The following is a 25027-nucleotide window of genomic DNA, read 5'->3' on the forward strand; positions in this document are numbered from 1 at the left end:
GCCGAGCGGCGGCCTGTACGGCGGCGAGACGCCCGCCGGTGCCGCGAACGCGCTCCAGCCGAGGGACGGGGAAGACCTCCCCGACGGGACCGGGTGCCGCGCCCGGTCCACCGCTCAGGGAGTATCCCGCGTGAGCTCCCAGCCGTGGTCCACCGGTCCGATGCCGCCGCCGAGCGCGAAGCCGGCCGCGATCGCCCCGGTGACGTACTGCTTGGCCGCCGTCACCGCCTCCGGCACCGGCTGGCCCTTCGCCAGGCCGCAGGCCACGGCCGAGGCGAGGGTGCAGCCCGTGCCGTGGGTGTGCCGGTTGTCGAGGCGCGGGGCGCGCAGCCAGTGCTCCTCCGATCCGTCGGTGAGCAGGTCGACCGCGTCCCCGGCCAGGTGACCGCCCTTGATCAGCACCCAGCGCGGCCCGTACTCCAGGACGGCCGCCGCGGCACGGCGCAGATCGGTGTCGGACTCGACGCGTACGCCGGTGAGTTGGGTGACCTCGTCCAGGTTCGGCGTGGCGACGGTGGCGACCGGGAGCAGTCTGGTGCGGACCGACTCCAGGGCGGAGGCGGCGAGCAGCGCGTCCCCGTGCTTGGAGACGCCGACCGGGTCGACGACGGCGGGCGCGTCGGTGCCGGCCAGCAACTCGGCGACCGTCTCGACGAGTTCGGCGGAGGACAGCATCCCGGTCTTGACCGCCTGCACGCCGATGTCGTCCACGACGCTGCGGTACTGGGCCCGCACCGCGTCCACGGGCAGTTCCCAGGCGCCCTGCACGCCGAGGGAGTTCTGTGCGGTGACCGCGGTGAGGACGCTCATGCCGTGGGTGCCGAGGGCGAGCATCGTCTTGAGGTCGGCCTGGATGCCGGCGCCGCCGCCCGAGTCGGAGCCCGCCACCGTGAGGACCAGGGGCGGCCTCACGACTCCGCGTCCCCGCCGAAGTGGTCCCAGCCGCCCTTGCTGGTCCAGGGGGCGCCGTCGACCGTCACCTGGGGCAGCGCGGAGGGGTTGAGGACCTCGCCGATGACCTTCCAGCGGGCGGGCAGCTTCACGTCCGGCGGGAAGGTCGCCACGATCGCGTGGTCCTCACCCCCGGTGAGCACCCACTGCATGGGGTCCACGCCGACGGCCTGCCCGATGTCGTTCATCTGGGACGGGATGTCGATCTGCCCGGAGCGCACGTCGATCCTGACCTTGCTGGCCTCGGCGATGTGCCCCAGGTCGGCGATCAGGCCGTCGCTCACGTCGCACATGGCGGTGGCGCCGAGGCCCGCGGCGGCCGGGCCCGCGTGGTACGGCGGCTCGGGACGGCGGTGGGCCTCGACGAAGGCGCGCGGCGAGCGGAAGCCGCGGGACAGGACGGCGAACCCGGCGGCGGACCAGCCCAGCCAGCCGGTCACCGCCACGAGGTCGCCGGGCTGGGCGCCGGCCCGGGTGACCGGTTCCTGGTTGCGCAGGTCACCGAGGGCGGTGATGGAGACGGTGATGGTGTCGCCGCCCACCACGTCGCCGCCGACCACGGAGGCGCCCGCGACCTGGCACTCGTCGCGCAGCCCGTCCATCAGCTCGGTCGCCCAGGTCACCGGCAGTTCGGCGGGCACGACCAGGCCGAGCAGCAGCGCGGTGGGCACGGCCCCCATGGCGGCGATGTCGGCCAGGTTCTGGGCCGCCGCCTTGCGGCCCACGTCGTACGCGGTGGACCAGTCCCGCCGGAAGTGCCGCCCCTCCACCAGGATGTCGGTGCTGGCCACCACCCTGCGGTCGGGCGCGGCCACCACCGCGGCGTCGTCGCCGGGACCGACCCGGACCGCGGGAGTGGTGGTGAGACGGGAGGTGAGCTCCCTGATGAGCCCGAACTCCCCCAGCTCACCAACAGTGCCCTTCATCGCCTTGGCTCCCCTTCTGTCCCAGTCCCTGTCCGTGCCCGTGTCCGTGCCCGGTCGCGCGTCATCTCTGTGCTCGTTACGGTCGACATGACCGTCGCCACGGTCGGCGTGATCGTCGACTCGTGCCCCTCCGACGCCCCGACGCGGGAGGTCCGCGGCCCGCGGGTCTCCCCGAGGGGAGCGGCTACGCGATACCGTGGCGTTCCTTTTCCCCACATGATCCTCGTGGCCGCTCTGGAGGTTCCGTGGTACAGGCGTACATCCTGATCCAGACCGAGGTCGGCAAGGCGTCGACCGTAGCCGAGACGATCGGCAAGCTCCCTGGGGTGATCCAGGCCGAGGACGTGACAGGACCCTACGACGTCATCGTCCGCGCGCAGTCCGACACCGTCGACGAACTGGGCCGCATGGTGGTCGCCAAGGTCCAGCAAGTGGACGGCATCACCCGTACCCTGACCTGCCCGGTCGTCCATCTCTAGCCCCTCGCCGCCCGTTCGCCGCCTGCCTGCTGCCCGCTTGCTCGCCCTGTTGATCGCCGTCGCGGGCTGCTCCTCGGCAGACGACAGCGAGTCGGCGGCGGTTCCCGGACCGGACGGGAAAACCCGCTGATCATACTGCGAGAAGGCGACCCCCGAGGGGATCGCCTTCTCTGCCGTCCGGGGAGCGGGGTGTCAGCGCAGCCCCGTGGACCGCCGCAGCGCCGCCTGGACCAGCCGGTCCACCAGCTCCGGGTAGCTCACACCGGTCGCCTGCCACATCTGCGGATACATGGAGATGGGCGTGAAACCGGGCATGGTGTTGATCTCGTTGATCACGAACTCGTCGTCCTCGGTGAGGAAGAAGTCCGCGCGCACCAGCCCTTCGCAGGAGGCCGCGTCGAACGCCGCCACGGCCAGCCGCCGGACCTCGGCCGTCTCCTCCTCGGTGAGCGGGGCCGGGACGATGCCGGGCGTGGAGTCGATGTACTTGGCCTCGAAGTCGTAGTACGCGTGCTCCGAGGGCGGCGGGATCTCGGCGGGGACCGAGGCCCGGGGGCCGTCCTCGAACTCCAGCACCCCGCACTCGATCTCCCGGCCGCGCAGCGCCGCCTCGACCAGGATCTTCGGGTCGTGGCGGCGGGCCTCCTCGATCGCCTCGTCGAGCCCGGAGAGGTCGTCGACCTTGGTGATGCCGATCGAGGAACCCGCGCGCGCGGGCTTCACGAAGAGCGGCCAGCCGTGTTCCCCGGCGAAGTCGGTGATCTTCCGGCGGGCGGCGGAACGGTCCTGCTCCCACTCGCGGGGCCGGATCACCACGTACGGGCCGACCTTCAGCCCGTAGGAGGAGAACACCGCCTTCATGTACTCCTTGTCCTGGCCGACGGCGGAGGCGAGCACGCCCGCGCCGACGTAGGGCACACCGGACAGCTCCAGCAGGCCCTGGAGGGTGCCGTCCTCGCCGTAGGGGCCGTGCAGCACGGGGAAGACGACGTCGACCTCGCCCAGCGCCTTGGGCACCGAGCCGGGTTCGCTGTAGACGACCTCGCGGCTCGCGGGGTCGACGGGAAGCAGCACGCCGCCCTCGGTCGACTCGGCCAGTTCCTCGACGTCGGGCGTACGGCGTTCGGTGATCGCCATGCGTTCCGGTTCGTCGGCGGTGAGGGCCCAGCGTCCGTCCCTGGTGATGCCGATCGGCAGGACGTCGTAGCGCGTCCGGTCGATGGCCGCGAGGACGGCGCCGGCGGTGACCACGGAGATCCCGTGTTCGGAGCTGCGCCCGCCGAACACGACGGCCACCCGCGGCTTGCGGGGCGGCCGCTGAGGGCTCTGCTCGGGGTTCTGGGGGAGGTTCTCGGTGCTCATATCGCGTTGAGAGTACCCGCCCTCGGTGCCGCGAGACAGCGTCGACGGGGCCGCGTGGCGCGGGTGGCGGACGGGTTCCGGGTCCGGTTGCGGTGCGGCCCCGGCCGGGCGTCGCTCAGCGTCGTTCGGGCTTCGCGCTGCGCGACATCAGTTCCTTCACGGCCACCACCGGGGACTTGCCCTCGTGCACGATGGCGACGACCGTCTCGGTGATGGGCATGTCGACGCCGTGCCTGCGGGCCAGGTCCAGCACCGACTCGCAGGACTTGACGCCCTCGGCGGTCTGCCTGGTGACCGCGATGGTCTCCTCCAGCGTCATGCCCTTGCCGAGGTTGGTGCCGAAGGTGTGGTTGCGCGACAGCGGCGAGGAGCAGGTCGCCACCAGGTCGCCCAGTCCGGCGAGTCCGGAGAAGGTCAGCGGGTCGGCGCCGAGGGCGACTCCGAGCCGGGTGGTCTCCGCGAGGCCGCGGGTGATGAGGGAGCCCTTGGCGTTGTCGCCGAGGCCCATGCCGTCCGCGATGCCGACGGCGAGGCCGATCACGTTCTTCACGGCGCCGCCCAGTTCGCAGCCGACGACGTCGGTGTTGGTGTAGGGGCGGAAGTACGGCGTGTGGCAGGCGGCCTGGAGCCGCCGGGCGACGGACTCGTCGGGGCAGGCGACCACGGCGGCGGCCGGCATGCGCGCGGCGATCTCGCGGGCCAGGTTGGGTCCGGTGACCACGGCGATGCGTTCGGCGCCGACCTTGGCGACGTCCCCGATGACCTCGCTCATCCGCATCGCGGAGCCGAGTTCGACGCCCTTCATCAGTGACACCAGGACGGTGTCGGGCGCGAGCAGCGGCGTCCAGTCGGCGAGGCCCGCGCGCAGGGTCTGGGAGGGCACGGCGAGGACGGTGAAGTCGGCGTCCCGGGCGGCCTCGGCGGCGTCGGTGGTGGCCCGCAGGTTCCCGGGGAGCTCCACGCCGGGCAGGTAGTCCGGGTTGGTGCGGGTGGAGTTGACGGCGTCGGCGAGTTCGGCGCGGCGTCCCCACAGGGTGACGTCGCAGCCCGCGTCGGCGAGGACCGTGCCGAAGGCGGTGCCCCAGGACCCGGTGCCGAAGACGGCCGCCTTGAGGGGCTTGCTCACGTGCTCCGCCCTTCTGCCCGCGGTCCGTGCGTCCGCGGCGGCGCCGACTGCGCCTGCTGCGTCCGGCGCCGCTGTTCGATCCGCTCGCGGCGCGGGTCGTAGGGGGTGTCGGGTGCCTTCTCGCCGCGGATCGCCTCCAGCTGGTGGGTGACGGCGGCCATGATGACCTCCGTCGCCTCCCTCAGCACGTCCGCGGTCATCTCCTTGCCGTAGAAGCGCGACAGGTCGACCGGCGGACCGGCGAGCACCTGGTGGGTCTTGCGCGGCAGGAGGTTCGGCTTCTTGGCGTACGGCGGCAGCAGTTCGTTGCAGCCCCACTGGGCGACCGGGATCACCGGGCACCTGGTCTGCAGGGCGACGCGCGCGGCACCGGTCTTGGCGGTCATCGGCCAGCCGTCCGGGTCGCGGGTGAGGGTGCCCTCGGGGTAGAAGGCGACGCACTCGCCGCGCTCCACGGCGTCGATCGCGGCCCGGAAGGCGCTCAGCGCGTCCGTGCTCTCGCGGTAGACGGGGATCTGGCCGGTCCCCCGCATCGCGGCGCCGACGAAGCCCTTCTTGAAAAGGCCGCTCTTGGCCAGGAATCGCGGGACGCGTCCGGTGTTGTACTGGTAGTGCGCGTACGCGAAGGGGTCGACGTGCGAATTGTGGTTCACGGCGGTGATAAATCCACCCTCGGCCGGAATGTTCTCCATTCCCCGCCAGTCCCGCTTGATCAGAACCACCAGCGGCGGTTTGCAGATCACCGCGGCCAAGCGGTACCAGAAGCCGATTCTGCGGCGGGGCACACTGACACCTTTCCTCCAGGGCCTGGGGCCGGACAAGTGTCGCCCCGGGCCGCCCGTCTGTCGAGAACACCGTACGCCCCGAAGAGTGAACCGCCAGGTGTCACGGGTGACAATGACGGCGACGAGAGAAGGACGGAACGCTCGTGCAGTGGACCTTGGTCGTACCCGTGAAGACCCTCGCCCGGGCCAAGAGCAGGCTGGCGGACACCGCGCACGACGGGGTGCGGCCGGGACTCGCGCTCGCGTTCGCACAGGACACCGTGGCAGCGGCGCTGGCCTGCCCGGCGGTCGCGGATGTGGCAGTCGTCACGGACGACGCGCGGGCCGCGCGGGAGCTGGCGGCGCTCGGCGCGGGCATCGTCGCGGACGAACCCGACGGCGGCCTGAACGCCGCGTTGGCGCACGGAGCGTCCGTGGTACGGGCGCGCCGGCCCGACAGTGCGGTGGCCGCGCTCAACGCGGATCTTCCCGCACTGCGGCCGGCCGAATTGGCCCGGGTGCTCGCCGCGGCCGGGCAATTCCCGCGTTCTTTCCTGCCGGACGCCGCCGGAATCGGCACCACCTTGCTGGCCGTGGCACCGGGCCGCGAATTGGCCCCGGCATTCGGTGCGGATTCACGTTCCAGGCACCGGGCGTCCGGCGCGGTGGAACTGTGTCCCGAAGCGGTGGATTCCGTACGCCAGGACGTGGACACCGGCGGTGATCTGCGCTCCGCGCTGTCGCTCGGGGTGGGCCCCCGTACGGCCGCGGTGGCGGCGCGGCTGCTGATCGCCGGGCAGTAGGCTGCCGGCATGCAGGCGACCGCGTACACGTACGACCCCGAAAGCCGCAGCGGGCAGGTGCTGCTCGACGACGGCACGCCCGTGCCCTTCGACGCGGCGGCGTTCGACGCGGGCGGCCTGAGGCTGCTGCGGCCCGGGCAGCGGGTGCGCATCGAGACCGAGGACGCGGCCGAGGACGCGGGCGCCGGCGCGGGCCGCCGGATCACGCTGGTGACGCTGCAGACGTTCTGATCCGCGGGGCACGCCGCCCCGCACACGCCGCGGGCCGGACTCCGAGAGGGAGTCCGGCCCGGCGCGTGAGTGCCCTGTGCCCGTTCGCCTGCTGCTGCTCGTCGCTGCCTGCTACTTCTTGCGGGCGGTGGCCTTCTTGGCGGTGGTCTTGCGGGCCGTCGACTTCTTGGCCGGGGCCTTCTTGGCGGTCGCCTTCTTCGCGGGGGCCTTCTTGGCGGCGGTCTTCTTCGCCGCCGCCGTGGTGCTCTTGGCTGCGGACTTCTTGGCGGTGGTCGTCTTCGCCGTCGTCTTCGCCGCTCCGGTGGTCTTCTTCGCGGTGACCTTCTTCGCCGCGGAGGCCGTCTTCTTGGCCGCGCCCGTGGCCTTCTTCGCGGCGCCCGTGGCCTTCTTGGCGGCGGCCTTCTTGCCCGCGGCCTTGGAGATGGTGGGCGGCGGGCCGGACAGGCTGCCCTTGGGGGCCTTCTTGACCGCGATGTCGTTCTTCGGGAGCTTCTTCGAGCCGCTCACCAGGTCCTTGAAGCCCTGGCCCGCGCGGAAGCGCGGCACCGAGGTCTTCTTGACCCGAACCCGCTCGCCCGTCTGGGGGTTGCGGGCGTAGCGGGCGGGACGGTCGACCTTCTCGAAAGAACCGAAGCCGGTGACCGAGACCCGGTCGCCCGCGACGACGGCACGGACGAGGGCGTCCAGGACCGCGTCGACAGCGTCGGCGGCCTGCTGCCGGCCGCCCAGCTTGTCGGCAATCGCTTCTACGAGCTGCGCCTTGTTCACGTCTTCCCCTTCGGAGACATCGCCAGAACGAATGTGTTCAAGCTTTTTCGCACGTTAGGCAGATATATACCGCAAATCAAACACGAAACGGGCTTATCACCCTTGTGCCGCAACGGATTCGGGCTCTCCCGGCCGGTTCAGCCTTCCTCTTCGGGGAATCGACCCGCGTCGAGGTCGTCGGTGAACCGATCCAGGCGCCGTGCCGCACCGGCGAGATCGTGTTTGGCCGCGGCCGTAATGACCAGCAGCTTCCGGGTCAGCGCCATCCGTACGCCCTCCGGGACTTGCAGTGCGCGCACTCTTGTGTGCGCTTCCTTGAGCCGGACCGCGACCGCCGTATAGAGCTCGAGTTGGCCGTCGTGTTCCATGCACAGATTGTGCCATCTGGGGCGAGTTGTCGCCTGCGCAGGGGGCAACTGCCGCCTCGAACGGCCTTCCCGGCGCACTCGGAAGTCGGTCCTCAGGACTGGAAGTACCCCGGCAACCACGCCTCTAACGTGGGAAGTTGTCCGTCGCACCCGCCGCGGACGGCCTCGGGCGGATCCGGAAACGGCCGTACCCCCGATCGGGCTGATCGGGGGTACGGCGGGAATGTTGGGTGGCCGAAACTCGACCTTGCGGGAGCCCTGGGGAGACGCGCCGGGGCTCCGGGGGTCAGACCTGGAGGGTCTGCGGCTTGTAGGACGGGCGCTTCGCCTCGTACGCGGCGATGTCCGCCTCGTTCCGGAGGGTGATCGAGATGTCGTCCAGCCCGTTGAGCAGGCGCCAGCGGGAGTTCTCGTCCAGCTCGAAGGGCGCGGTGACGCCCTCGGCGCGGACCTCGCGGGCCTCCAGGTCGACGGTGATCTCGGCCTGCGGGTCCTTCTCCACCAGCTCCCACAGCGTGTCCACGGTCTTCTGGTCGAGGACCACCGTGAGCAGGCCGTTCTTCAGCGAGTTGCCCCGGAAGATGTCGGCGAAGCGGGAGGAGATCACGGTCTTGAAGCCGTAGTTCTGCAGCGCCCAGACGGCGTGCTCGCGGGAGGAGCCGGTGCCGAAGTCTGGGCCCGCGACCAGGACGGTGGCGCCCTCGCGCTCGGGCCGGTTGAGCACGAACTCGGGGTCCTTGCGCCAGGCCTCGAACAGCCCGTCCTCGAACCCGTCCCGGGTCACCTTCTTGAGCCAGTGGGCGGGGATGATCTGGTCGGTGTCGACGTTGCTGCGGCGCAGCGGGACGGCCCGGCCGGTGTGCTTGGTGAACGCTTCCATGACTCTCAGACTCCAGCGGGCGTGGGGACGTCGGCGTCGGACAGGTCGGCCGGGGAGGCGAGGTGGCCCAGGACCGCCGTCGCGGCCGCGACCTGCGGCGACACCAGGTGGGTTCGGCCGCCCTTGCCCTGGCGTCCCTCGAAGTTGCGGTTGGAGGTGGACGCGGAGCGCTCACCCGGGGCCAGCTGGTCCGGGTTCATGCCCAGGCACATCGAGCAGCCCGCGTGCCGCCATTCGGCGCCGGCCTCCTTGAAGACCACGTCCAGACCCTCGGAGACGGCCTGCAGACCGACCCGCGCCGAACCCGGGACGACCAGCATGCGTACGCCGTCGGCGACTTTGCGGTCCCGGACGATCTCGGCGGCGGCGCGCAGGTCCTCGATGCGGCCGTTGGTGCAGGAGCCTACGAAGACCGTGTCCACCTGGATGGAGCGCAGCGGCTGACCGGCCTCCAACCCCATGTACTCCAGCGCCTTTTCGGCGGCGAAGCGCTCCGAGGCGTCTTCGTACGAAGCCGGGTCGGGGACGGCGGCGGAGAGCGGCGCGCCCTGGCCCGGGTTGGTGCCCCAGGTGACGAAGGGAGCCAGCTCGGCGGCCTCGATGACCACCTCGGCGTCGAACTCCGCGTCGTCGTCCGTGCGCAGCGTCTTCCAGTACGCGACCGCGGCGTCCCAGTCGGCGCCCTCGGGGGCGTGCGGGCGGCCCTGGAGGTAGGCGAAGGTGGTCTCGTCGGGGGCGATCATGCCCGCGCGGGCGCCGGCCTCGATCGACATGTTGCAGATGGTCATGCGGGCCTCCATCGAGAGCTTCTCGATGGCCTCGCCGCGGTACTCCAGGATGTAGCCCTGGCCGCCGCCGGTGCCGATCCGCGCGATGATCGCCAGGATCAGGTCCTTGGCCGTGACGCCGTCGGGCAGTTCGCCGTTGACGGTGATCGCCATGGTCTTCGGGCGGGCCATGGGCAGCGTCTGGGTGGCCAGCACGTGCTCGACCTGGGAGGTGCCGATGCCGAACGCCAGCGCGCCGAAGGCGCCATGCGTCGAGGTGTGCGAGTCGCCGCAGACCACGGTGGTGCCGGGCTGGGTCAGGCCCAGCTGGGGGCCGACGACGTGCACGACGCCCTGCTCGACGTCACCCAGCGGGTGCAGCCGGACACCGAACTCCGCGCAGTTCTTGCGCAGCGTCTCCAGCTGGGCCCGGGAGACCGGGTCCGCGATGGGCTTGTCGATGTCGAGCGTCGGGGTGTTGTGGTCCTCGGTGGCGATGGTCAGGTCGAGCCGCCGCACCGGGCGGCCGCTCTTGCGGAGGCCGTCGAAGGCCTGCGGGCTGGTCACCTCGTGCAGCAGGTGCAGATCGATGAAGAGGAGGTCGGGCTCGCCCTCGGCGCGCCGGACGACGTGGTCGTCCCAGACCTTCTCCGCGAGTGTCCTACCCATCGCTTTCCCTTCGGTCGGCGACGAGGCGCCGACCCAACTAGAGATCTTGGGGAAGCGGTGCCCGCACCCCTGTGCTTCCGGGCAGCCGCCACCAGGCCCTCTCGTCACGGGCCGTTGTGACTTCCTGCCGTCCAGGGTGGCGCGTTCCATGGAAAATTGAACTTGCGTTTCACAGAGTGAGACGGGAGTATCGTGTCATGGACAACAGTAGCGGCGTCGGCGTTCTGGACAAGGCGGCCCTCGTCCTGAGCGCTCTGGAGTCCGGCCCGGCCACCCTCGCGGGGTTGGTCGGTGCGACCGGACTGGCACGACCCACGGCCCACCGCCTGGCCGTGGCACTGGAACACCACCGCATGGTGGCGCGCGACATGCAGGGACGTTTCATTCTCGGCCCGCGCCTGGCCGAGCTGGCCGCGGCGGCCGGCGAGGACCGCCTGCTCGCCACGGCGGGCCCGGTCCTCACGCACCTGCGCGACGTCACCGGCGAGAGCGCGCAGCTCTACCGCCGCCAGGGCGACATGCGCATCTGCGTGGCCGCGGCCGAGCGCCTGTCGGGCCTGCGGGACACGGTCCCGGTCGGCTCCACGCTCACGATGAAGGCCGGTTCCTCGGCGCAGATCCTGATGGCCTGGGAGGAGCCCGAGCGTCTCCACCGCGGCCTCCAGGGGGCGCGCTTCACCGCCACGGCCCTCTCCGGTGTGCGGCGCCGCGGCTGGGCCCAGTCCATCGGCGAGCGCGAGCCGGGCGTCGCGTCCGTCTCCGCGCCGGTCCGTGGCCCGTCCAACCGCGTGGTGGCCGCCGTGTCCGTCTCCGGACCCATCGAGCGCCTCACCCGGCATCCCGGCCGTATGCACGCGCAGGCGATCATCGACGCCGCCGGACGCCTCTCCGAGGCGCTGCGCCGCAACGGCTGACCGTCCCCGGACCCTTCCGACCGGTCACGGGCCCGCCTCAACGCCGCGGCGGGCCCGGCGCCGCTCTCGGACCTTTCGGGGGCCGCCCGGGGCCTCGGAGCGACTGCGGCCTTCTCCGCCCCTCTCCCTGCGCGGAGTTGATGACTCTCGCGGAGTCGACGGCGGAGGTGGGCCGGTGGCACCCGGACCTCGTCGGTGAACGCCGAAGGGGGCTCCCGCCTCAGCGGGAGCCCCCTTCGGGACTCGTGTACCCCCGACCGGATTCGAACCGGCGCTACCGCCTTGAGAGGGCGGCGTGCTAGGCCGCTACACAACGGGGGCGTGGATCTTGCAGGCGTTCCGTACTGCATCGCCGCAGATCCGAGCTGGTCTACCAGGACTCGAACCTAGACTAACTGAACCAGAATCAGTCGTGCTGCCAATTACACCATAGACCAATGTGGTTTAGACCAGTTCGTACCCCCGACCGGATTCGAACCGGCGCTACCGCCTTGAGAGGGCGGCGTGCTAGGCCGCTACACAACGGGGGCCCTAGCGATCCTGCATCGAGAACAGTGGGAGCTACCCGGGCTGTCCTCGCGGGAAGGATCTGTACCCCCGACCGGATTCGAACCGGCGCTACCGCCTTGAGAGGGCGGCGTGCTAGGCCGCTACACAACGGGGGCTTTGCAGATGAGCTCTGCGAGCTGGCCTACCAGGACTCGAACCTAGACTAACTGAACCAGAATCAGTCGTGCTGCCAATTACACCATAGGCCACTGGAACGCAAGCCCCGGAGGGTTCTTGTTCTAGCGTTGCGCTTCCGGTTCCCGGCCCTTGGGCCCGCTCTCCGGCGGCGCAGGAAGAACATTACCCGAAGGTGGACGGGGCTCCAAAACGGGTATCGGCGCCGAGGAGCGCGGGAAGTTCGGAGAGTGAGGCGATACGGCGCGGTCCGGCCGGCGGGTCGACGGCCGCGTAGGCGCCGCCGCGGTCGATCCAGACGGAGAGCAGCCCCGCGTCGGCGGCGCCGCGCCCGTCGATCTCCGGGTGGTCGCCGACGTACGCGACCTCTGCCGGGGGGAGCCCGAGGGCGTCACAGGCCGCGAGGAAGGCCCCGGCCTCCGGCTTGGAGACGCCCAGCTCGGCGGCGCACAGGATGGCCTCGAAGCGGTCGTGCACGCCGAGGACGCGCAGCTTGCGGTCCTGGACGGTGAGGCTGGAGTTGGAGAGCACGGCGTGCCGGTGGCTGTCGGCCAGGGCGTCCAGCACGGGCATCACGTCCGGGAAGAGGGACCAGGCGGCCTCGTAGTGCGTGACGTAGCGCTGGAACCACGCGTCGGCCTCGGCGTCCGTCAGCTCCGGGCGGCCCAGGAAGACCCGGGTGCGGTCGCGCCGCTGTGTGAGGAAGTCCACCTCGCCCGCCGCGAAGCGCGCCCATTGCCGGTCGGTGATCTCCCGCCAGCGCCCGAGGGCCTCCTCGGCCGACCCGTACCCGGCGAGCAGCCCCTCGGCGGCCAGGTGGGCGTGCATGCCCTCGCGGTCGGCGGTGGTGTAGTCGAAGAGGGTGTCGTCGACGTCCCAGACCACGGCGCGGATGCTCATGATCCGACGGTAACGCCGGGACACCGGCCGTGTCCGCCGTACGCCCGAGGGGCGGCCCCGGGAAGTCCGGGAGCCGCCCCTCGGGCGCGCCTGCGTGCCGTTACGCCGCCAGCCGGGCCAGCGCCGCGTCGATCCGGGCCAGCGCCTTCTCCTTGCCCAGGACCTCGAGGGACTCGAAGAGGGGCAGGCCGACCGTGCGGCCGGTGACGGCGACGCGGACGGGGGCCTGGGCCTTGCCGAGCTTGAGGCCGTGGGCCTCGCCCGCGGCCAGGACGGCCTCCTTGAGCGACTCGGGAGACGACCAGTCGGCCGCGTCGAGCTTCTCGCGGGCCGTGGTCAGGAGGGCGTCCGAGCCCTCCTTCATCGCCTTGGTCCAGCTCGCCTCGTCGAGGACCGGCTCCGGCAGGAACAGGAAGTCGACGTTGTCGGTGATCTCGGAGAGGACCTTCAGGCGGGTCTGCGCGTGCGGCGCGATCGCCTGCCACTTGGCCTCGTCGAAGTCCTCGGGCGCCCAGGGGGCGGCGGGGGCCTTCAGCCAGGGCCGGCAGCGCTCGGTGAAGTCCTTGGTCTCCAGCAGCCGGATGTGGTCGCCGTTGATCGCCTCGCACTTCTTCAGGTCGAAGCGCGCCGGGTTGGGCTGCACGTCGGAGACGTCGAAGGCGGCGACCATCTCCTCGACCGTGAAGATGTCCTGGTCCGCGGAGAGCGACCAGCCGAGGAGGGAGAGGTAGTTCAGCAGGCCCTCGGGGAGGAAGCCGCGCTCGCGGTAGAGGTTGAGGCTCGACTGCGGGTCGCGCTTGGAGAGCTTCTTGTTGCCCTCGCCCATGACGTACGGCAGGTGGCCGAAGGCGGGGATCTCCTTGGCGACGCCCAGCTCGATCAGCGCCTTGTACAGGGCGATCTGGCGCGGGGTGGAGGAGAGCAGGTCCTCGCCGCGCAGGACGTGGGTGATCTCCATCAGGGCGTCGTCGACCGGGTTGACCAGCGTGTAGAGCGGGGCGCCGTTGGCACGGACGATGCCGTAGTCCGGGACGTTCTCCGGGAGGTAGGTGATCTCGCCGCGGACCAGGTCCGTGAAGGTGATCGCCTCGTCGGGCATCCGGAAGCGGACGATCGGCTCACGGCCCTGGGCCCGGTACTCCTCGACCCGCGCGGCGCTCAGGTCGCGGCAGTGGCCGTCGTAGCCGGAGGGCTTGCCGGCGGCACGGGCGGCCTCACGGCGGCTGTCCAGCTCCTCCTGGGAGCAGTAGCAGTGGTAGGCGTGTCCGGCGTCGAGCAGCTTGCGGGCGACGTCCTTGTAGAGGTCCATGCGCTGCGACTGGCGGTACGGCGCGTGCGGGCCGCCGACCTCGGGGCCCTCGTCCCAGTCGAAGCCCAGCCAGCGCATCGAGTCGAGGAGCTGGTTGTACGACTCCTCGGAGTCGCGGGCCGCGTCGGTGTCCTCGATGCGGAAGACCAGCGTGCCCTGGTGGTGGCGCGCGAAGGCCCAGTTGAACAGGGCGGTGCGGACCAGACCCACGTGGGGGTTGCCGGTGGGGGACGGACAGAATCGGACGCGTACGGGGGAGCCGGATGCGCTAGCCACGCTTGACAACCTTGTTGGTGAGAGTGCCGATGCCTTCGATGGTGACGGCGACCTCGTCGCCGACGTTGAGGGGGCCGACGCCGGCCGGGGTGCCCGTGAGGATCACGTCGCCGGGGAGCAGCGTCATCGCCTCGGAGATGTTGACGATCAGATCCTCGATGGAGTGGATCATCTCGCTGGTGCGGCCGAGCTGGCGCTGGCCGCCGTTGACCGTGAGCTGGATCGTCAGGTCGGACGCGGCCGCGATGTCGAGGTCCGTCTCCACCCAGGGACCCAGCGGGCACGAGGAGTCGAAGCCCTTGGCCCTGGCCCACTGCTTCTCGCGGCGCTGCACGTCGCGGGCGGTGACGTCGTTGGCGCAGGTGTAGCCGAAGATCACGTCCTGGACGCGGTCGCGCGGGACCTCGCGGCACATGCGGCCGATGACGACGGCGAGTTCGGCCTCGTGGTGCAGTTCCTCGGAGAAGGAGGGGTACTGGATGGCGTCGCCGGGGCCGATCACCGAGGTGGACGGCTTGAAGAAGGCGAACGGGGCGTCGGGCACCTCGTTGCCGAGTTCACGGGCGTGCTCGGCGTAGTTGCGCCCGAAGGCGACGACCTTGTTGGGGAGTACCGGCGGCAGGAGCCGCACCTTGCTCAGGGGCACCTTGGTGCCGGAGAGCTCGAAGTCCGCGAACGGGATGCCCTTGATGATGTCGAGGACGAGCTGGTCCGGCTGGTCGCCCTCGACCGCGCCGAAGGCGACGTTGCCGTCGATGGAGAACCTGGCGATGCGCACGGGTTGCTTGGCCCCTTGACTGAGCTGGCTGGAGTCTGACGCTCCAGGCTAACGCGGGGGAAGAGGCCGGGGGGCCGCCGGGAGAAGGGCGGCCCTGTGTCGTACTACTTTGCGACCGACGCCGCGACCGGGGCTTCCATGAGGATCGTGCGGCGGGGGTTGGCGGTCTGGGTGGGGAGCTCGACGGCGTGCTCCGGCTGCTCCGGCGTCTGCAGGTCGCCGGTGCCCTCGAGGTGAGCCAGCGTGGTGCGGCGCGGGTTGGCGATCTTGTGGAACATCATCGTCGTCTTCACGGTTGAACGAGGCCCTGTCGTGTCCGGGCGCCCGAGGGCGTGGAAAGCCCCTGCGTGGGCGCGGGTTGTCGGTTTTGCCTTCTCTGTAAAGCGTCAGGCTAAACATGTGATTCCCCGCCGACCGCGGGGGAGCCGGTCACCAGGGTGTGAGTTTGCTCACTTATCAAGGGGCAAACAGGTCAATTGCGACAGCCTGGCGACTCCGACCAATCCGACATTGCACGTCTGAAGCCATCATTCCGCTGCTGATCATGTCGACTGGGACACCTCCCCCACCTCGGCGACTCGCACGCTTTCGTCCGGTTTGCGGGTGATCATCTTCTACGTCTGGTGACTCGACCCTCACGTGGTGTCACGTATCTCACGGCCTGCCCCACGGGCCTTGTTGGAGATCCTGCACTGTGCTGGAATTCCACGGACCGCCGCAGGATCGAGCCGGCGCGCAGGGGGCGCACACCAGCGCCGAGCGGCGGCGAGAAGGGGGAACCAGCGCCGGTCACTCACGACCAACACAGGGGCGTATTCAGGGCGCCCCGATGACGCCGACACCGTGTCCGTCCGTTCACGCGGAAGGGCGCCTGGTCCAGAGGTTGCGACGCTAGTGCAGGGACGTTTCAAGAGGGATGGCAGCGCTTCGGCGGAGCCGGAGCCGCAGGGCGGGACTGGCCCCAAGGCCGTCAGCTCCTCGCCCCAGCACGCCCAGAACCCGGGCCAGACCCAGCCCGGCGACGGCGGGGAGCGCGCCGGTCAGGCGGCGGGCTCGTCCGCTCCCGGCCAGCAGCCGCCCGCCCGGCCGGCCGCCGGTTCGACCGGCCCCGGCCCGCGAATAGCCCTGCGCAACTGGCGGATCTCCACGCGTCTGGTCTCGCTGCTGGCCCTTCCGGTGGTCGCGGCCACCTCGCTGGGCGCCCTGCGCATCAACCAGTCGGTCGACGACATCCAGCAGCTCGAGAACATGAAGCTGCTGACCGAGATGACCAAGCAGGCCACCGAGCTGGCGCACGCCCTCCAGGAGGAGCGCGACCAGTCCGCCGGCCCCTTGGCCCACGGCTCGAAGTCCAGCGCGATCGCCGTCAAGGGCGACCGTGAGCAGACCGACCGGGCCCTGAAGAACTTCCTCGACAAGTCCGAGCAGATCGACGCGGCGAGCAAGGACGGCAAGCTCGTCGGCGTCCGGGACAGCCTCGTCGGCATCGCGAGCGACCTGAACGACCTGACCAAGATCCGCAGCACGGCGTACACGGCGAAGGACAACTCGACCCAGACGGTCGAGTCCTACCACCGCCTGATCACCCACCTGCTCGACCTCTCGCAGGACATGGCGGAGGCGACCAGCAACTCCGACATGATCCAGCGCACGCGCGCCCTGTCGGCCTTCTCCTCGGCCAAGGAGTACGCGTCCATCCAGCGCGCGGTCCTCGCCGCGGCGCTCCCCGCGAGTACCAAGGACAAGGGCGACCTCGCCGAGAACGACCGGCTGTACGCCCAGTCCGCGCTGCAGAGCCAGACGTCCGAGATCCGCAGCTTCAGCAGCATCTACGGCGACGGCGCGGAGGACCTGCTCAAGCCGATCACCGAGGGCAACCCGGTGATCGAGGCGTCCGACCAGTACGCGGGCCGCGCCCTCAGCAAGACCAACGGTCTGGGGAGCCTGAAGGTCCGGTCCTACCAGGACTGGCTGGACGACAGCTCCACCAAGATCCAGCAGATGAAGAACATCGAGCTGAAGCTGCTGGAGGACATGGAGCAGCAGGCCCGAGAGCTGCGCAACGAGTCCGAGCAAGAGGCCATCATCTCCGGTGTCCTCATCCTGCTCGTGCTCGGCGTCTCCCTGGTCGGCGCGTTCGTCGTGGCCCGGTCCATGATCCGCTCGCTGCGCCGCCTGGAGGACACCGCGACCAAGGTCGCCCAGGACCGCCTGCCCGAGCTGGTCAAGCAGCTCTCCGAAACCGACCCGCAGGACGTCGACACGTCGGTGGAGTCCGTCGGTGTGCACTCCCGGGACGAGATCGGCCGAGTGGCCGCGGCCTTCGACGACGTGCACCGCGAGGCGGTCCGACTCGCCGCCGAGCAGGCCCTGCTGCGGGGCAACGTCAACGCGATGTTCACCAACCTCTCGCGCCGTTCCCAGGGCCTCATCCAGCGTCAGCTCTCGCTCATCTCCGAACTGGAGTCCCGCGAGGCCGACCCGGACCAGCTGTCCTCGCTGTTCAAGCTCGACCACCTCGCGACGCGCATGCGCCGTAACGGTGAGAACCTCCTCGTCCTCGCCGGTGAGGAACCCGGTCGCCGCTGGACGCGTCCGGTGCCGCTGGTCGACGTGCTCCGTGCCGCCGCCTCCGAGGTGGAGCAGTACGAGCGCATCGAGCTGGCCTCGGTGCCGAGCACCGAGGTCGCCGGCCGTGTGGTCAACGACCTCGTGCACCTGCTCGCCGAGCTGCTGGAGAACGCGACCTCGTTCTCCTCGCCGCAGACCAAGGTCAAGGTCACCGGTCACGCGCTGCCCGACGGCCGCGTGCTGATCGAGATCCACGACACCGGCATCGGCCTGTCGCCGGAGGACCTGGCCGCGATCAACGAGCGGCTCGCCTCGCCGCCCACCGTGGACGTCTCCGTCTCCCGCCGCATGGGTCTGTTCGTGGTCGGCCGCCTCTCGCAGCGTCACGGCATCCGCATCCAGCTGCGTCCGTCCGACTCCGGCGGTACGACCGCGCTGGTCATGCTGCCCGTCGACGTCGCGCAGGGCGGCCGCAAGCCGCAGCCCAAGCCGGGTCAGCCCGCCTCGGGCAACGGCGGTCCGGCCGCCGCCCAGGCCGCCGCCGGTGTCGCCGCGGCCCGCCGTGGCGGTCAGGGCGGCGGTGCCCTCGGTGGCGGTGGCGCCTTCGGCGGCGGTGGCGGTGGCGGTGCCCTCGGCGCCGGCTCCCCCGGGGGCCGGCTCGGTACCGGTCAGGGGCCGCGGGCCGCACTGCCCGGACGCGACGCGGGTGGCCGTCCGGGTGCGCCGGGCGCGCCGGGTGGCCCGCGCGGGCCCCAGGCCCCGGCGGCCCCGGGTCAGCAGAACCGCCCGGCCCCGGCCGGAGCGGGTGCCGGCGCCGGTCAGGCGCCCGGTGCCCCGCAGGGCCTGCAGGCCGCGGGCATGAACGCGCCGCAGGGCAACGCACCGGCGAACAGCGCCCCGCAGGGCCAGGACATGTTCGGCGGCCCGCGCACCCCCGCGGCGCCCCCGCAGCGCGGCAAGCGCGGGACCAACGGCGACGCCGAGCAGGGCCGTCGTCCGCAGCTGCCGCCGCGCGGCGGTCCGCGGGCCGAGCTGCCCGGCGGCAACCCGCAGCCGCGGGTGCCCAGCTGGAGCGACGAGAACGCGCAGCCGCCCGTGCCGCGGGCGTCGCTGGACGCCCCGCGCGGTCACGACGAGCCGGACAGCTCCCGCACCGACCGGTCCCCGCGCCCCGACGAGCGGCAGGGCCCGGGCTCGACCGCGGAGATGCCGGCGGTGCCCCGGTTCGGCGAGCCCCAGTCCCCCGCCGCCACGGCCGAGTTCGCCCGCCCCGACTTCGACGCCCCGGCGCCCGGGCGCGGCGAGCCGCAGGACACGGGCCGGTTCGCCCAGCCCGGCCAGAACCGCTTCGAGGGCCAGGCCCCGTACGAGAACCAGTACGGGCAGGGTCAGTACGGTCAGGGCCAGTACGGTCCGGGCCAGTACGACCAGGGGCAGTACGACCAGGGCCGGTTCGGTGCGGAGGCCCCGCAGGACGACCGGTTCGCCCGGCCCGAGCCGGCCGCCCCGCAGCAGGGCGGCGGCCCCTTCGTCCGCTCGGACGTCTTCGGCGGGCAGCCCGCCCCGACGGCGCCGAACGGCCCGTCCCCGGCCGACCGGTTCGCCGGTGCCCAGGGCTACGACAACGGCTCGGCCGGCCAGCAGGACCTGCCGGTCCGTCAGAACCCGGCGGTCACGGGTCAGTTCGAGCGTCCCCAGGCGGGCGGCGCGCAGGGCGGCAACGACTTCGGCGCTCCGCGTCCGCCGGCCCCGCAGCGGCCGGCCGCGCAGGAGCCGTCGGGCCGGAACCCGGGCGGTACTCCCCCGCAGCGACCCGGAGACGGTTGGGCCCTGCCCCCGGCCTCCGGTCCCGGTGACGGACGTACGCCGCTGTACGACACGCTGGAGACCAACTGGTTCCACGGGGACCGCGAGACGAGGGCGCCGCAGGCCGCCCCGGCCGCGGCCCAGGAGCCGCAGGCCGCCCAGCCCCAGACCCCGGCGGCCCCCCAGCGGCCGGCCACCTCGGCCTGGCGCAGCTCGCCGAACGACGACCTCGTCCGGCAGGCGGAGCGCGTCAGGCAGCCGGCCGCGGGCGGGGTCACCACCTCCGGCCTCCCGCGCCGGGTCCCCCGGGCCAACCTCGTCCCGGGGACGGCTCAGCAGCAGTCGCACCAGAGCGGTCCGGCGGTTTCGCGTGCGCCCGACGACGTGCGCGGCCGGCTGACCAATCTCCGTCGGGGAATCGCACAGGGCCGTCAGGCCGGTACCAACCAGACCGGCAGCTACCCGCGGCCCACTCACCAGCAGGAGCGTTAGTTGAGCCCGATGAGCCAGGCGGCACAGAACCTCAACTGGTTGATCACGAATTTCGTGGACAACACCCCGGGGGTGTCCCACACCGTCGTCGTGTCCGCCGACGGACTCCTCCTGGCGATGTCGGAGGGCTTCCCTCGCGACCGCGCCGACCAGCTCGCGGCCGTGGCCTCGGGGCTGACCTCGCTGACCGCCGGGGCGTCCCGGATCTTCGAGGGCGGCAATGTGGCGCAGACGGTCGTGGAGATGGAGCGGGGATTCCTCTTCCTCATGTCCGTCTCGGACGGCTCGTCCCTGGCCGTCCTCGCGCACCCGGAGTGCGACATCGGCCTCGTCGGCTACGAGATGGCGCTCCTGGTCGACCGCGCGGGCGCGGTGCTCACACCCGACCTGCGCGCCGAACTACAAGGCAGTCTGCTCCACTGATCGGCCCCGGCACCACCCGTGTTACCAAATCACCGTCCGGCCGCCACAATCCCCCCACCGGCCTCGTCAGACGGCTTGACTGACCGACTTGCTGTCCCGCCCGGAGGATTCATGACCCCGCCCACCGCCTCTCATGATCCGTACGCGGAGCCGTACGAGGACGAGGGCGACCAGCCGCTGGTACGTCCTTATGCGATGACCGGCGGCCGGACCAGGCCGCGCTACCAGCTCGCCATCGAGGCGCTGATCAGCACGACGGCCGACCCGGCAGCGCTCATGGGACTGCTCCCCGAGCACCAGCGGATCTGCCATCTGTGCCGCGAGGTGAAATCGGTGGCCGAGGTGTCGGCCCTGCTGGCGATGCCGCTCGGTGTGGCCCGGATCCTGGTCGCGGACCTCGCGGAGGCCGGACTCGTCGCCATCCACCAGCCGGGCGGCGACGAGAACAACGGCGGTGCGCCTGACGTGACACTGCTCGAAAGGGTGCTCAGTGGACTTCGAAAGCTCTGACGGAGGGCGGGCGACCACCTCCGCGAAGATCGTGGTGGCCGGCGGCTTCGGCGTCGGCAAGACCACGTTCGTGGGCGCCGTCTCCGAGATCAACCCGCTGCGCACCGAGGCCGTGATGACCTCGGCGAGCGCCGGGATCGACGACCTCACGCACGCCGGGGACAAGACGACCACGACGGTCGCCATGGACTTCGGCCGCATCACGCTCGACCAGGACCTGATCCTGTACCTGTTCGGTACGCCGGGCCAGGACCGGTTCTGGTTCATGTGGGACGACCTGGTGCGCGGCGCCATCGGCGCGGTCGTGCTGTGCGACACCCGCCGGCTGGCCGACTGCTTCCCCGCGGTCGACTACTTCGAGAACAGCGGCCTGCCGTTCGTCGTCGCCCTCAACGGCTTCGACGGTCAGCAGCCGTACTCTCCGGACGAGGTACGCGAGGCGCTGCAGATCGGTCCGGACACTCCGATCATCACGACCGACGCCCGGCATCGCGCCGACGCCAAGTCCGCACTGATCACGCTGGTCGAGCACGCGCTGATGGCCCGCCTGCGGTAGGCCCGTCAGCCGTCGCAGCCAAGTCGGCGGGTTTCTACGTCACTTGTAGTAGACGGATCGGAGCCGGCTGTGTCGTTTGACACGGTCGGCTCCGCTGTTCATAACGTTTCGGCAGAGGAATCGGGTGGTGCCGACACGCGACGCGGTCAGCTGGTCTCACTGCGCGCACGAAGGCCTCGTCTTTTGACGGGCCTCGCTCTTTATGACCGTTTTACGTAGGGCTTACATCACGTGTAACCCCCGCGTTCCACTGTTTGGAAGAGCGCTGGTCGCCGTGCTGGAATGCCGGAACTGCCCAATGGTCAAAGACGTACTCAGCAGTAGCGCGTACTTGATGACGACGGGGTTCTGAGACACAGCGGCACGACACAGGTGCCGACCGCCGAGAGGTTGTTGGTCGAGTGAGGCGAAGCAAGAGCAGTCCCGAGCCATCGGCCCGGGGCAACTTCACCCCGCCGCCGCGTGCAGCGGCGCCCGCCCCCACGCCCGCCGCGGAACCCAAGGCCGAGCCCGCGCCGAGCGGTGGCCGGTTCACGCCGCGCAACTGGCGGGTGCCCACCCGGCTGAACGCGATCCTGCTGATCCCGGTGCTGGTCGGCCTCGTCATGGGCGGCTTCCAGGTGAAGAGCTCGATCGACACCTGGCAGGACGCCCAGGACGCCGAGAACACCGCGCGCCTGGTGCGCGCCTCCCTCGGCTACGCCAACGCCCTCTACAACGAGCGCGACCTCACCGCGGCCCCGCTGCTCCAGGGCAAGGGCGACAAGGACGCCACCGTCGCCGGGGCCCGCCGGGCCACCGACGAGGCGGCCGACGCCTTCGACCAGGCAGCCCAGAACATGCCCGCCAAGTCGGGCCTCGAACGCCGGCTGAAGGTGTTCCGCGAGCAGGAGCCCAAGCTCCAGACGCTGCGGGCGGCCGCGTACACCTCCAAGCTCAAGGGCGTGGAGACCGAGGAGGCCTACACCGGCGTCGCCCACCCCCTGATGGAGTTCGCCAACGAACTCGGTCTGGGCACCGGCAACATCACCTCCTACGGCCGTACCGTCTACGCGATCTCGCTGACGAAGGCCGCGCTCTCCCTGGAGCGCTCGATCGGCATGCACATGCTGGTCAAGCCGGGTCCCGAGCCCAGCCACCTGGCCAGCCAGCGCGTGGCGCTCTCCTCGTACGCCTACCTGGAGCGCATCGCGATCGAGGAGTACATCGGCGGCGGTACCGAGGCGGACGCGCAGAAGCTCGAGGACTCCGAGGCGAAGCTCAAGGAGGACGGCGCGGCCATGGCCAAGGAGGCCAAGGCCAAGGACCCGGACTACGTGGCGCCGCCGTCCAACCCGACGACGATGATCTCCGAGCTGGCCGGCTTGCAGTCCACGGACACCAGCGCGCGTGCGGAGCTGGCCCAGCAGGGCATCACGCCGGAGAACTGGTGGGCGGTCAACACCCTCAAGTTCGACGCGTACCAGAAGATCGAGTCGGACCTGGCCGACAAGGCGGTGTCCGAGGCCTCGGCGATCGCCGACGACGCCGAGCGCGACGCCTACATCACGGGTGCCGCGGTCGTGATCGCGCTGCTCGCCGCGTTCATCCTGGCCGGCATGGTGGCCCGCCAGATGAGCCGTTCGATGCGCCAGCTGCGCAACGCCGCCTTCGGCATCGCCGAGCAACGCCTGCCGATGCTGGTCGACCAGCTCTCCCGCACCGACCCGGGCCGGGTCGACACCCGGGTGCAGCCGATCCCGATCTCCTCGACCGACGAGATCGGCGAGGTCGCCCGCGCCTTCGACCAGGTGCACCGCGAGGCGGTGCGGCTCGCCTCCGAGCAGGCGCTGCTGCGGGGCAACATCAACGCGATCTTCACCAACCTGTCGCGCCGCAACCAGTCGCTGATCGAGGGCCAGCTGAGCCTGATCACCGACCTGGAGAACAACGAGGCCGACCCCGACCAGCTGGAGAACCTCTTCCGCCTGGACCACCTGGCCACCCGTATGCGCCGCAACGGCGAGAACCTCCTGGTCCTCGCCGGCGAGGAGCCCGGCCGCCGCTGGGACCAGCCGGTTCCGCTGGTCGACGTGCTGCGCGCCGCCTCCTCCGAGGTGGAGCAGTACGAGCGCATCGAGCTGTCCGGTGTGCCGGAGGCCGAGATCCACGGCCGCGCCGTGACCGACCTCGTGCACCTGCTCGCCGAGCTCCTCGAGAACGCCACCACGTTCTCCTCCCCGCAGACCAAGGTCCGGGTCACCGCGACCCGGCTGCCCGACGGCCGCGTGATGGTCGAGATCCACGACAAGGGCATCGGCCTCACCGCCGAGGACTTCGCGGACATCAACCACAAGCTGGCCAACCCGCCGACCGTGGACGCCGCGATCTCCCAGCGCATGGGCCTGTTCGTGGTCGGCCGGCTGTCCGACCGGCACGGCATCCGCGTCCAGCTGCGTCCCTCGGGCGAGCAGGCGGGCACCACCTCGCTGGTCATGCTCCCGGACGCCATCACCCACGGTGGCGGTGGCGAGCAGCAGCCGCGGGACGAGTTCACCGTGTCGCAGATCATCCCGGAGCAGAACTTCGGCGGGGAGAGCTTCGCGCAGGTCGGTCAGCCGATGCGGACCGCCGCCGAACTGGGCTTCGACGACAGCCGGTACGCCGAGATCCCCGACGACATACGCGAGCTGGACCCGGTCGGCCGTTCGCTGATGCGCGAGGAGCGCCGTGCGGCCCTGGAGGCCCAGTCGCACCCCGAGCTGCCGGGTCCGGCGGACCGCGGGGGCGAAGGGAACACCGAGGCCACCGGCTTCCAGGACCGGTTCACCGGTCAGCAGCCCGGGTACGACCAGGCCCACGACGGCTACCGGCAGCAGCCGAACGGCGGGTACCAGCAGCCGTCCGACGGCGGGTACCAGGAGCAGTCGACCGGCGGGTACCAGGAGCAGCCCGACGGCGCCTACGACCAGCGGTCGGCGAACGGCGGCTACGACCAGCAGTCCGTGAACGGCGCCTACGACCAGCAGTCGGCGTACGTCGACCAGCAGCAGGCCTACCGGGAACCGCAGCAGGCGTCGTACGACGAGCAGTACTACGCGCCGAACGGCACCGCGCCGGAGTCCGGGAACTACTCGCCCTTCGAACAGCGGCGCCACCAGGACGACTGGCCCCAGCAGGACGGATACCAGAACGGTTATCCGGACCAGTACCCCTCGGGTGCCCCGCAGGCGCAATCCGCGCAGGCCGCTGACGTGAACGAGGCGGACCGCGTAGGCTTCGACCGTCCGGGGCCGGCCCCCTCCGCCCCCCACGAGCTGACCGACGCCGGTCTTCCCCGCCGCGGATCCACCGCGAGCGGCGCGGGCGAGGCGGGGCCCGTGGGCCAGGAGACGCCGGCCGCCGCACCGGGGGCGGGCGGCGAGGACTCCTGGCGGTCGGCCAACGACGACCGCTGGCAGCAGGCCTCGGCGCTGCGCAGGCCCAAGGCGGGCGGGGTGACCTCCTCGGGTCTGCCGCGGCGGGTGCCGAAGGCCAACCTGGTCGAAGGCGCGGCCGAGACCACTCCCCAGGGAGGCCCTCAGGTCTCCCGCGCTCCGGAGGACGTCCGGGGCAGGCTGAGCAACCTGCGGCGCGGCGTCGAGCGAGGCCGCAACGCAGGCAGTGAAACGAACGGCCAGGACACAAGGAATGAACACCGTGGTCCTGACAGCACCTACAACCAGGAGCGTTAGT

Annotated in this window: 22 protein-coding genes and 5 tRNA genes; 9 read left to right on the forward strand and 18 right to left on the reverse strand. The window is 71.2% G+C overall.

What is annotated here, in order from left to right:
- Positions 1-114: 114 nt before the first annotated feature.
- On the reverse strand, positions 115-912 hold the full coding sequence (gene thiD / locus ACIBCJ_RS29525) for a bifunctional hydroxymethylpyrimidine kinase/phosphomethylpyrimidine kinase (protein WP_362102405.1): 798 nt from the start codon (positions 910-912) through the stop codon (positions 115-117).
- Positions 909-1877 carry a thiamine-phosphate kinase gene (locus ACIBCJ_RS29530; RefSeq protein WP_133889495.1) on the reverse strand — a complete coding sequence of 323 codons (969 nt, stop codon included), beginning with the start codon at positions 1875-1877 and terminating at the stop codon, positions 909-911. The genes thiD and ACIBCJ_RS29530 overlap by 4 nt, the downstream gene beginning before the upstream one ends.
- Before the next feature lie 245 nt (positions 1878-2122).
- Between ACIBCJ_RS29530 and ACIBCJ_RS29535 the strand changes: the two genes are divergently transcribed.
- On the forward strand, positions 2123-2356 hold the full coding sequence (locus tag ACIBCJ_RS29535) for an Lrp/AsnC family transcriptional regulator (protein ID WP_133889496.1): 234 nt from the start codon (positions 2123-2125) through the stop codon (positions 2354-2356).
- A 192-nt stretch (positions 2357-2548) separates the two neighbouring features.
- Here ACIBCJ_RS29535 and ACIBCJ_RS29540 read toward each other — a convergent pair whose 3' ends face one another.
- The 3 genes from ACIBCJ_RS29540 to ACIBCJ_RS29550 all read right to left on the reverse strand — a co-directional run bounded on the left by ACIBCJ_RS29540 (position 2549) and on the right by ACIBCJ_RS29550 (position 5629).
- Positions 2549-3718, reverse strand: a complete 1170-nt coding sequence (locus ACIBCJ_RS29540) for a D-alanine--D-alanine ligase family protein (protein ID WP_133889497.1) — start codon at positions 3716-3718, stop codon at positions 2549-2551.
- 115 nt (positions 3719-3833) lie between these two features.
- Complete coding sequence (locus ACIBCJ_RS29545; RefSeq protein ID WP_362102410.1) at positions 3834-4844, reverse strand: NAD(P)H-dependent glycerol-3-phosphate dehydrogenase; 1011 nt, start codon at positions 4842-4844, stop codon at positions 3834-3836.
- Positions 4841-5629, reverse strand: coding sequence for a lysophospholipid acyltransferase family protein (locus ACIBCJ_RS29550; protein WP_362102413.1), 789 nt, complete (start codon positions 5627-5629; stop codon positions 4841-4843). Before ACIBCJ_RS29550 ends, ACIBCJ_RS29545 begins: the two co-directional genes overlap by 4 nt.
- Positions 5630-5772: 143 nt before the next feature.
- Between ACIBCJ_RS29550 and cofC the strand changes: the two genes are divergently transcribed.
- Positions 5773-6411 carry a 2-phospho-L-lactate guanylyltransferase gene (gene cofC, locus ACIBCJ_RS29555; RefSeq protein WP_365981150.1) on the forward strand — a complete coding sequence of 213 codons (639 nt, stop codon included), beginning with the start codon at positions 5773-5775 and terminating at the stop codon, positions 6409-6411.
- A 9-nt stretch (positions 6412-6420) separates the two neighbouring features.
- Positions 6421-6642, forward strand: a complete 222-nt coding sequence (locus tag ACIBCJ_RS29560; RefSeq protein ID WP_362508572.1) for a hypothetical protein — start codon at positions 6421-6423, stop codon at positions 6640-6642.
- Between the two features lie 111 nt (positions 6643-6753).
- Here the strand turns inward: ACIBCJ_RS29560 and ACIBCJ_RS29565 are convergent, their stop codons facing one another.
- The 4 genes from ACIBCJ_RS29565 to leuC all read right to left on the reverse strand — a co-directional run bounded on the left by ACIBCJ_RS29565 (position 6754) and on the right by leuC (position 10094).
- Positions 6754-7410, reverse strand: coding sequence for an HU family DNA-binding protein (locus ACIBCJ_RS29565; RefSeq protein WP_362102422.1), 657 nt, complete (start codon positions 7408-7410; stop codon positions 6754-6756).
- A 137-nt stretch (positions 7411-7547) separates the two neighbouring features.
- A complete protein-coding gene (locus tag ACIBCJ_RS29570; RefSeq protein ID WP_133889503.1) occupies positions 7548-7778 on the reverse strand; it encodes a hypothetical protein in 231 nt (76 codons plus the stop codon).
- 286 nt (positions 7779-8064) lie between these two features.
- Positions 8065-8658, reverse strand: a complete 594-nt coding sequence (gene leuD / locus ACIBCJ_RS29575; RefSeq protein WP_362508569.1) for a 3-isopropylmalate dehydratase small subunit — start codon at positions 8656-8658, stop codon at positions 8065-8067.
- Positions 8659-8663: 5 nt separating this feature from the next.
- The gene (gene leuC / locus ACIBCJ_RS29580) at positions 8664-10094 is read right to left on the reverse strand and encodes a 3-isopropylmalate dehydratase large subunit (RefSeq protein WP_362102429.1); all 1431 of its coding nucleotides are present in this window, start codon (positions 10092-10094) and stop codon (positions 8664-8666) included.
- Positions 10095-10291: 197 nt separating this feature from the next.
- On the opposite strand from leuC, the gene ndgR reads away from it, so the two are divergent.
- Positions 10292-11008 carry an IclR family transcriptional regulator NdgR gene (gene ndgR, locus ACIBCJ_RS29585; RefSeq protein WP_011030305.1) on the forward strand — a complete coding sequence of 239 codons (717 nt, stop codon included), beginning with the start codon at positions 10292-10294 and terminating at the stop codon, positions 11006-11008.
- Between the two features lie 248 nt (positions 11009-11256).
- Here ndgR and ACIBCJ_RS29590 read toward each other — a convergent pair.
- From ACIBCJ_RS29590 to ACIBCJ_RS29630, 9 genes are all read right to left on the reverse strand, one after another.
- A tRNA-Glu gene (locus tag ACIBCJ_RS29590) sits at positions 11257-11329 on the reverse strand.
- A gap of 44 nt (positions 11330-11373) precedes the next feature.
- A tRNA-Gln gene (locus tag ACIBCJ_RS29595) sits at positions 11374-11445 on the reverse strand.
- Positions 11446-11465: 20 nt separating this feature from the next.
- Positions 11466-11538, reverse strand: a tRNA-Glu gene (locus tag ACIBCJ_RS29600).
- A gap of 62 nt (positions 11539-11600) precedes the next feature.
- Positions 11601-11673: transfer RNA gene (locus tag ACIBCJ_RS29605), tRNA-Glu, on the reverse strand.
- A gap of 21 nt (positions 11674-11694) precedes the next feature.
- Positions 11695-11766: transfer RNA gene (locus ACIBCJ_RS29610), tRNA-Gln, on the reverse strand.
- A gap of 91 nt (positions 11767-11857) precedes the next feature.
- Positions 11858-12592, reverse strand: coding sequence for an HAD family hydrolase (locus tag ACIBCJ_RS29615; RefSeq protein ID WP_365981151.1), 735 nt, complete (start codon positions 12590-12592; stop codon positions 11858-11860).
- A gap of 100 nt (positions 12593-12692) precedes the next feature.
- A complete protein-coding gene (gene gltX, locus ACIBCJ_RS29620; protein WP_362102436.1) occupies positions 12693-14177 on the reverse strand; it encodes a glutamate--tRNA ligase in 1485 nt (494 codons plus the stop codon).
- A complete protein-coding gene (locus tag ACIBCJ_RS29625; protein ID WP_133889508.1) occupies positions 14170-14955 on the reverse strand; it encodes a fumarylacetoacetate hydrolase family protein in 786 nt (261 codons plus the stop codon). Before ACIBCJ_RS29625 ends, gltX begins: the two co-directional genes overlap by 8 nt.
- A gap of 104 nt (positions 14956-15059) precedes the next feature.
- On the reverse strand, positions 15060-15248 hold the full coding sequence (locus ACIBCJ_RS29630) for a hypothetical protein (protein WP_365981192.1): 189 nt from the start codon (positions 15246-15248) through the stop codon (positions 15060-15062).
- Between the two features lie 601 nt (positions 15249-15849).
- On the opposite strand from ACIBCJ_RS29630, the gene ACIBCJ_RS29635 reads away from it, so the two are divergent.
- The 5 genes from ACIBCJ_RS29635 (at position 15850) to ACIBCJ_RS29655 (ending at position 25026) form a co-directional block, all read left to right on the forward strand.
- The gene (locus ACIBCJ_RS29635) at positions 15850-19824 is read left to right on the forward strand and encodes a nitrate- and nitrite sensing domain-containing protein (RefSeq protein ID WP_365981152.1); all 3975 of its coding nucleotides are present in this window, start codon (positions 15850-15852) and stop codon (positions 19822-19824) included.
- A gap of 9 nt (positions 19825-19833) precedes the next feature.
- Entirely contained in the window at positions 19834-20247 is a 414-nt protein-coding gene (locus ACIBCJ_RS29640; RefSeq protein ID WP_003973453.1) for a roadblock/LC7 domain-containing protein, read from the forward strand.
- 111 nt (positions 20248-20358) lie between these two features.
- Complete coding sequence (locus tag ACIBCJ_RS29645) at positions 20359-20757, forward strand: DUF742 domain-containing protein (RefSeq protein ID WP_003973454.1); 399 nt, start codon at positions 20359-20361, stop codon at positions 20755-20757.
- Positions 20738-21313: an ATP/GTP-binding protein gene (locus ACIBCJ_RS29650; RefSeq protein ID WP_003973455.1), complete on the forward strand. Its 576-nt coding sequence runs from the start codon at positions 20738-20740 to the stop codon at positions 21311-21313. Before ACIBCJ_RS29645 ends, ACIBCJ_RS29650 begins: the two co-directional genes overlap by 20 nt.
- Before the next feature lie 401 nt (positions 21314-21714).
- Positions 21715-25026: a nitrate- and nitrite sensing domain-containing protein gene (locus tag ACIBCJ_RS29655; RefSeq protein ID WP_365981153.1), complete on the forward strand. Its 3312-nt coding sequence runs from the start codon at positions 21715-21717 to the stop codon at positions 25024-25026.
- Position 25027: the final 1 nt, after the last annotated feature.

Source organism: Streptomyces sp. NPDC051136 (genome assembly GCF_044455745.1).
Taxonomy (GTDB): domain Bacteria; phylum Actinomycetota; class Actinomycetes; order Streptomycetales; family Streptomycetaceae; genus Streptomyces.

Coding starts and splice junctions, on each gene's coding strand:
- ACIBCJ_RS29530 (WP_133889495.1), bottom strand. CDS start 1,877: ATGAAGGGCACTGTTGGTGAGCTGGGGGAGTTCGGGCTCATCAGGGAG.
- ACIBCJ_RS29540 (WP_133889497.1), bottom strand. CDS start 3,718: ATGAGCACCGAGAACCTCCCCCAGAACCCCGAGCAGAGCCCTCAGCGG.
- ACIBCJ_RS29560 (WP_362508572.1), top strand. CDS start 6,421: ATGCAGGCGACCGCGTACACGTACGACCCCGAAAGCCGCAGCGGGCAG.
- ACIBCJ_RS29570 (WP_133889503.1), bottom strand. CDS start 7,778: ATGGAACACGACGGCCAACTCGAGCTCTATACGGCGGTCGCGGTCCGG.
- leuD (WP_362508569.1), bottom strand. CDS start 8,658: ATGGAAGCGTTCACCAAGCACACCGGCCGGGCCGTCCCGCTGCGCCGC.
- leuC (WP_362102429.1), bottom strand. CDS start 10,094: ATGGGTAGGACACTCGCGGAGAAGGTCTGGGACGACCACGTCGTCCGG.
- ndgR (WP_011030305.1), top strand. CDS start 10,292: ATGGACAACAGTAGCGGCGTCGGCGTTCTGGACAAGGCGGCCCTCGTC.
- ACIBCJ_RS29615 (WP_365981151.1), bottom strand. CDS start 12,592: ATGAGCATCCGCGCCGTGGTCTGGGACGTCGACGACACCCTCTTCGAC.
- ACIBCJ_RS29640 (WP_003973453.1), top strand. CDS start 19,834: ATGAGCCAGGCGGCACAGAACCTCAACTGGTTGATCACGAATTTCGTG.
- ACIBCJ_RS29645 (WP_003973454.1), top strand. CDS start 20,359: ATGACCCCGCCCACCGCCTCTCATGATCCGTACGCGGAGCCGTACGAG.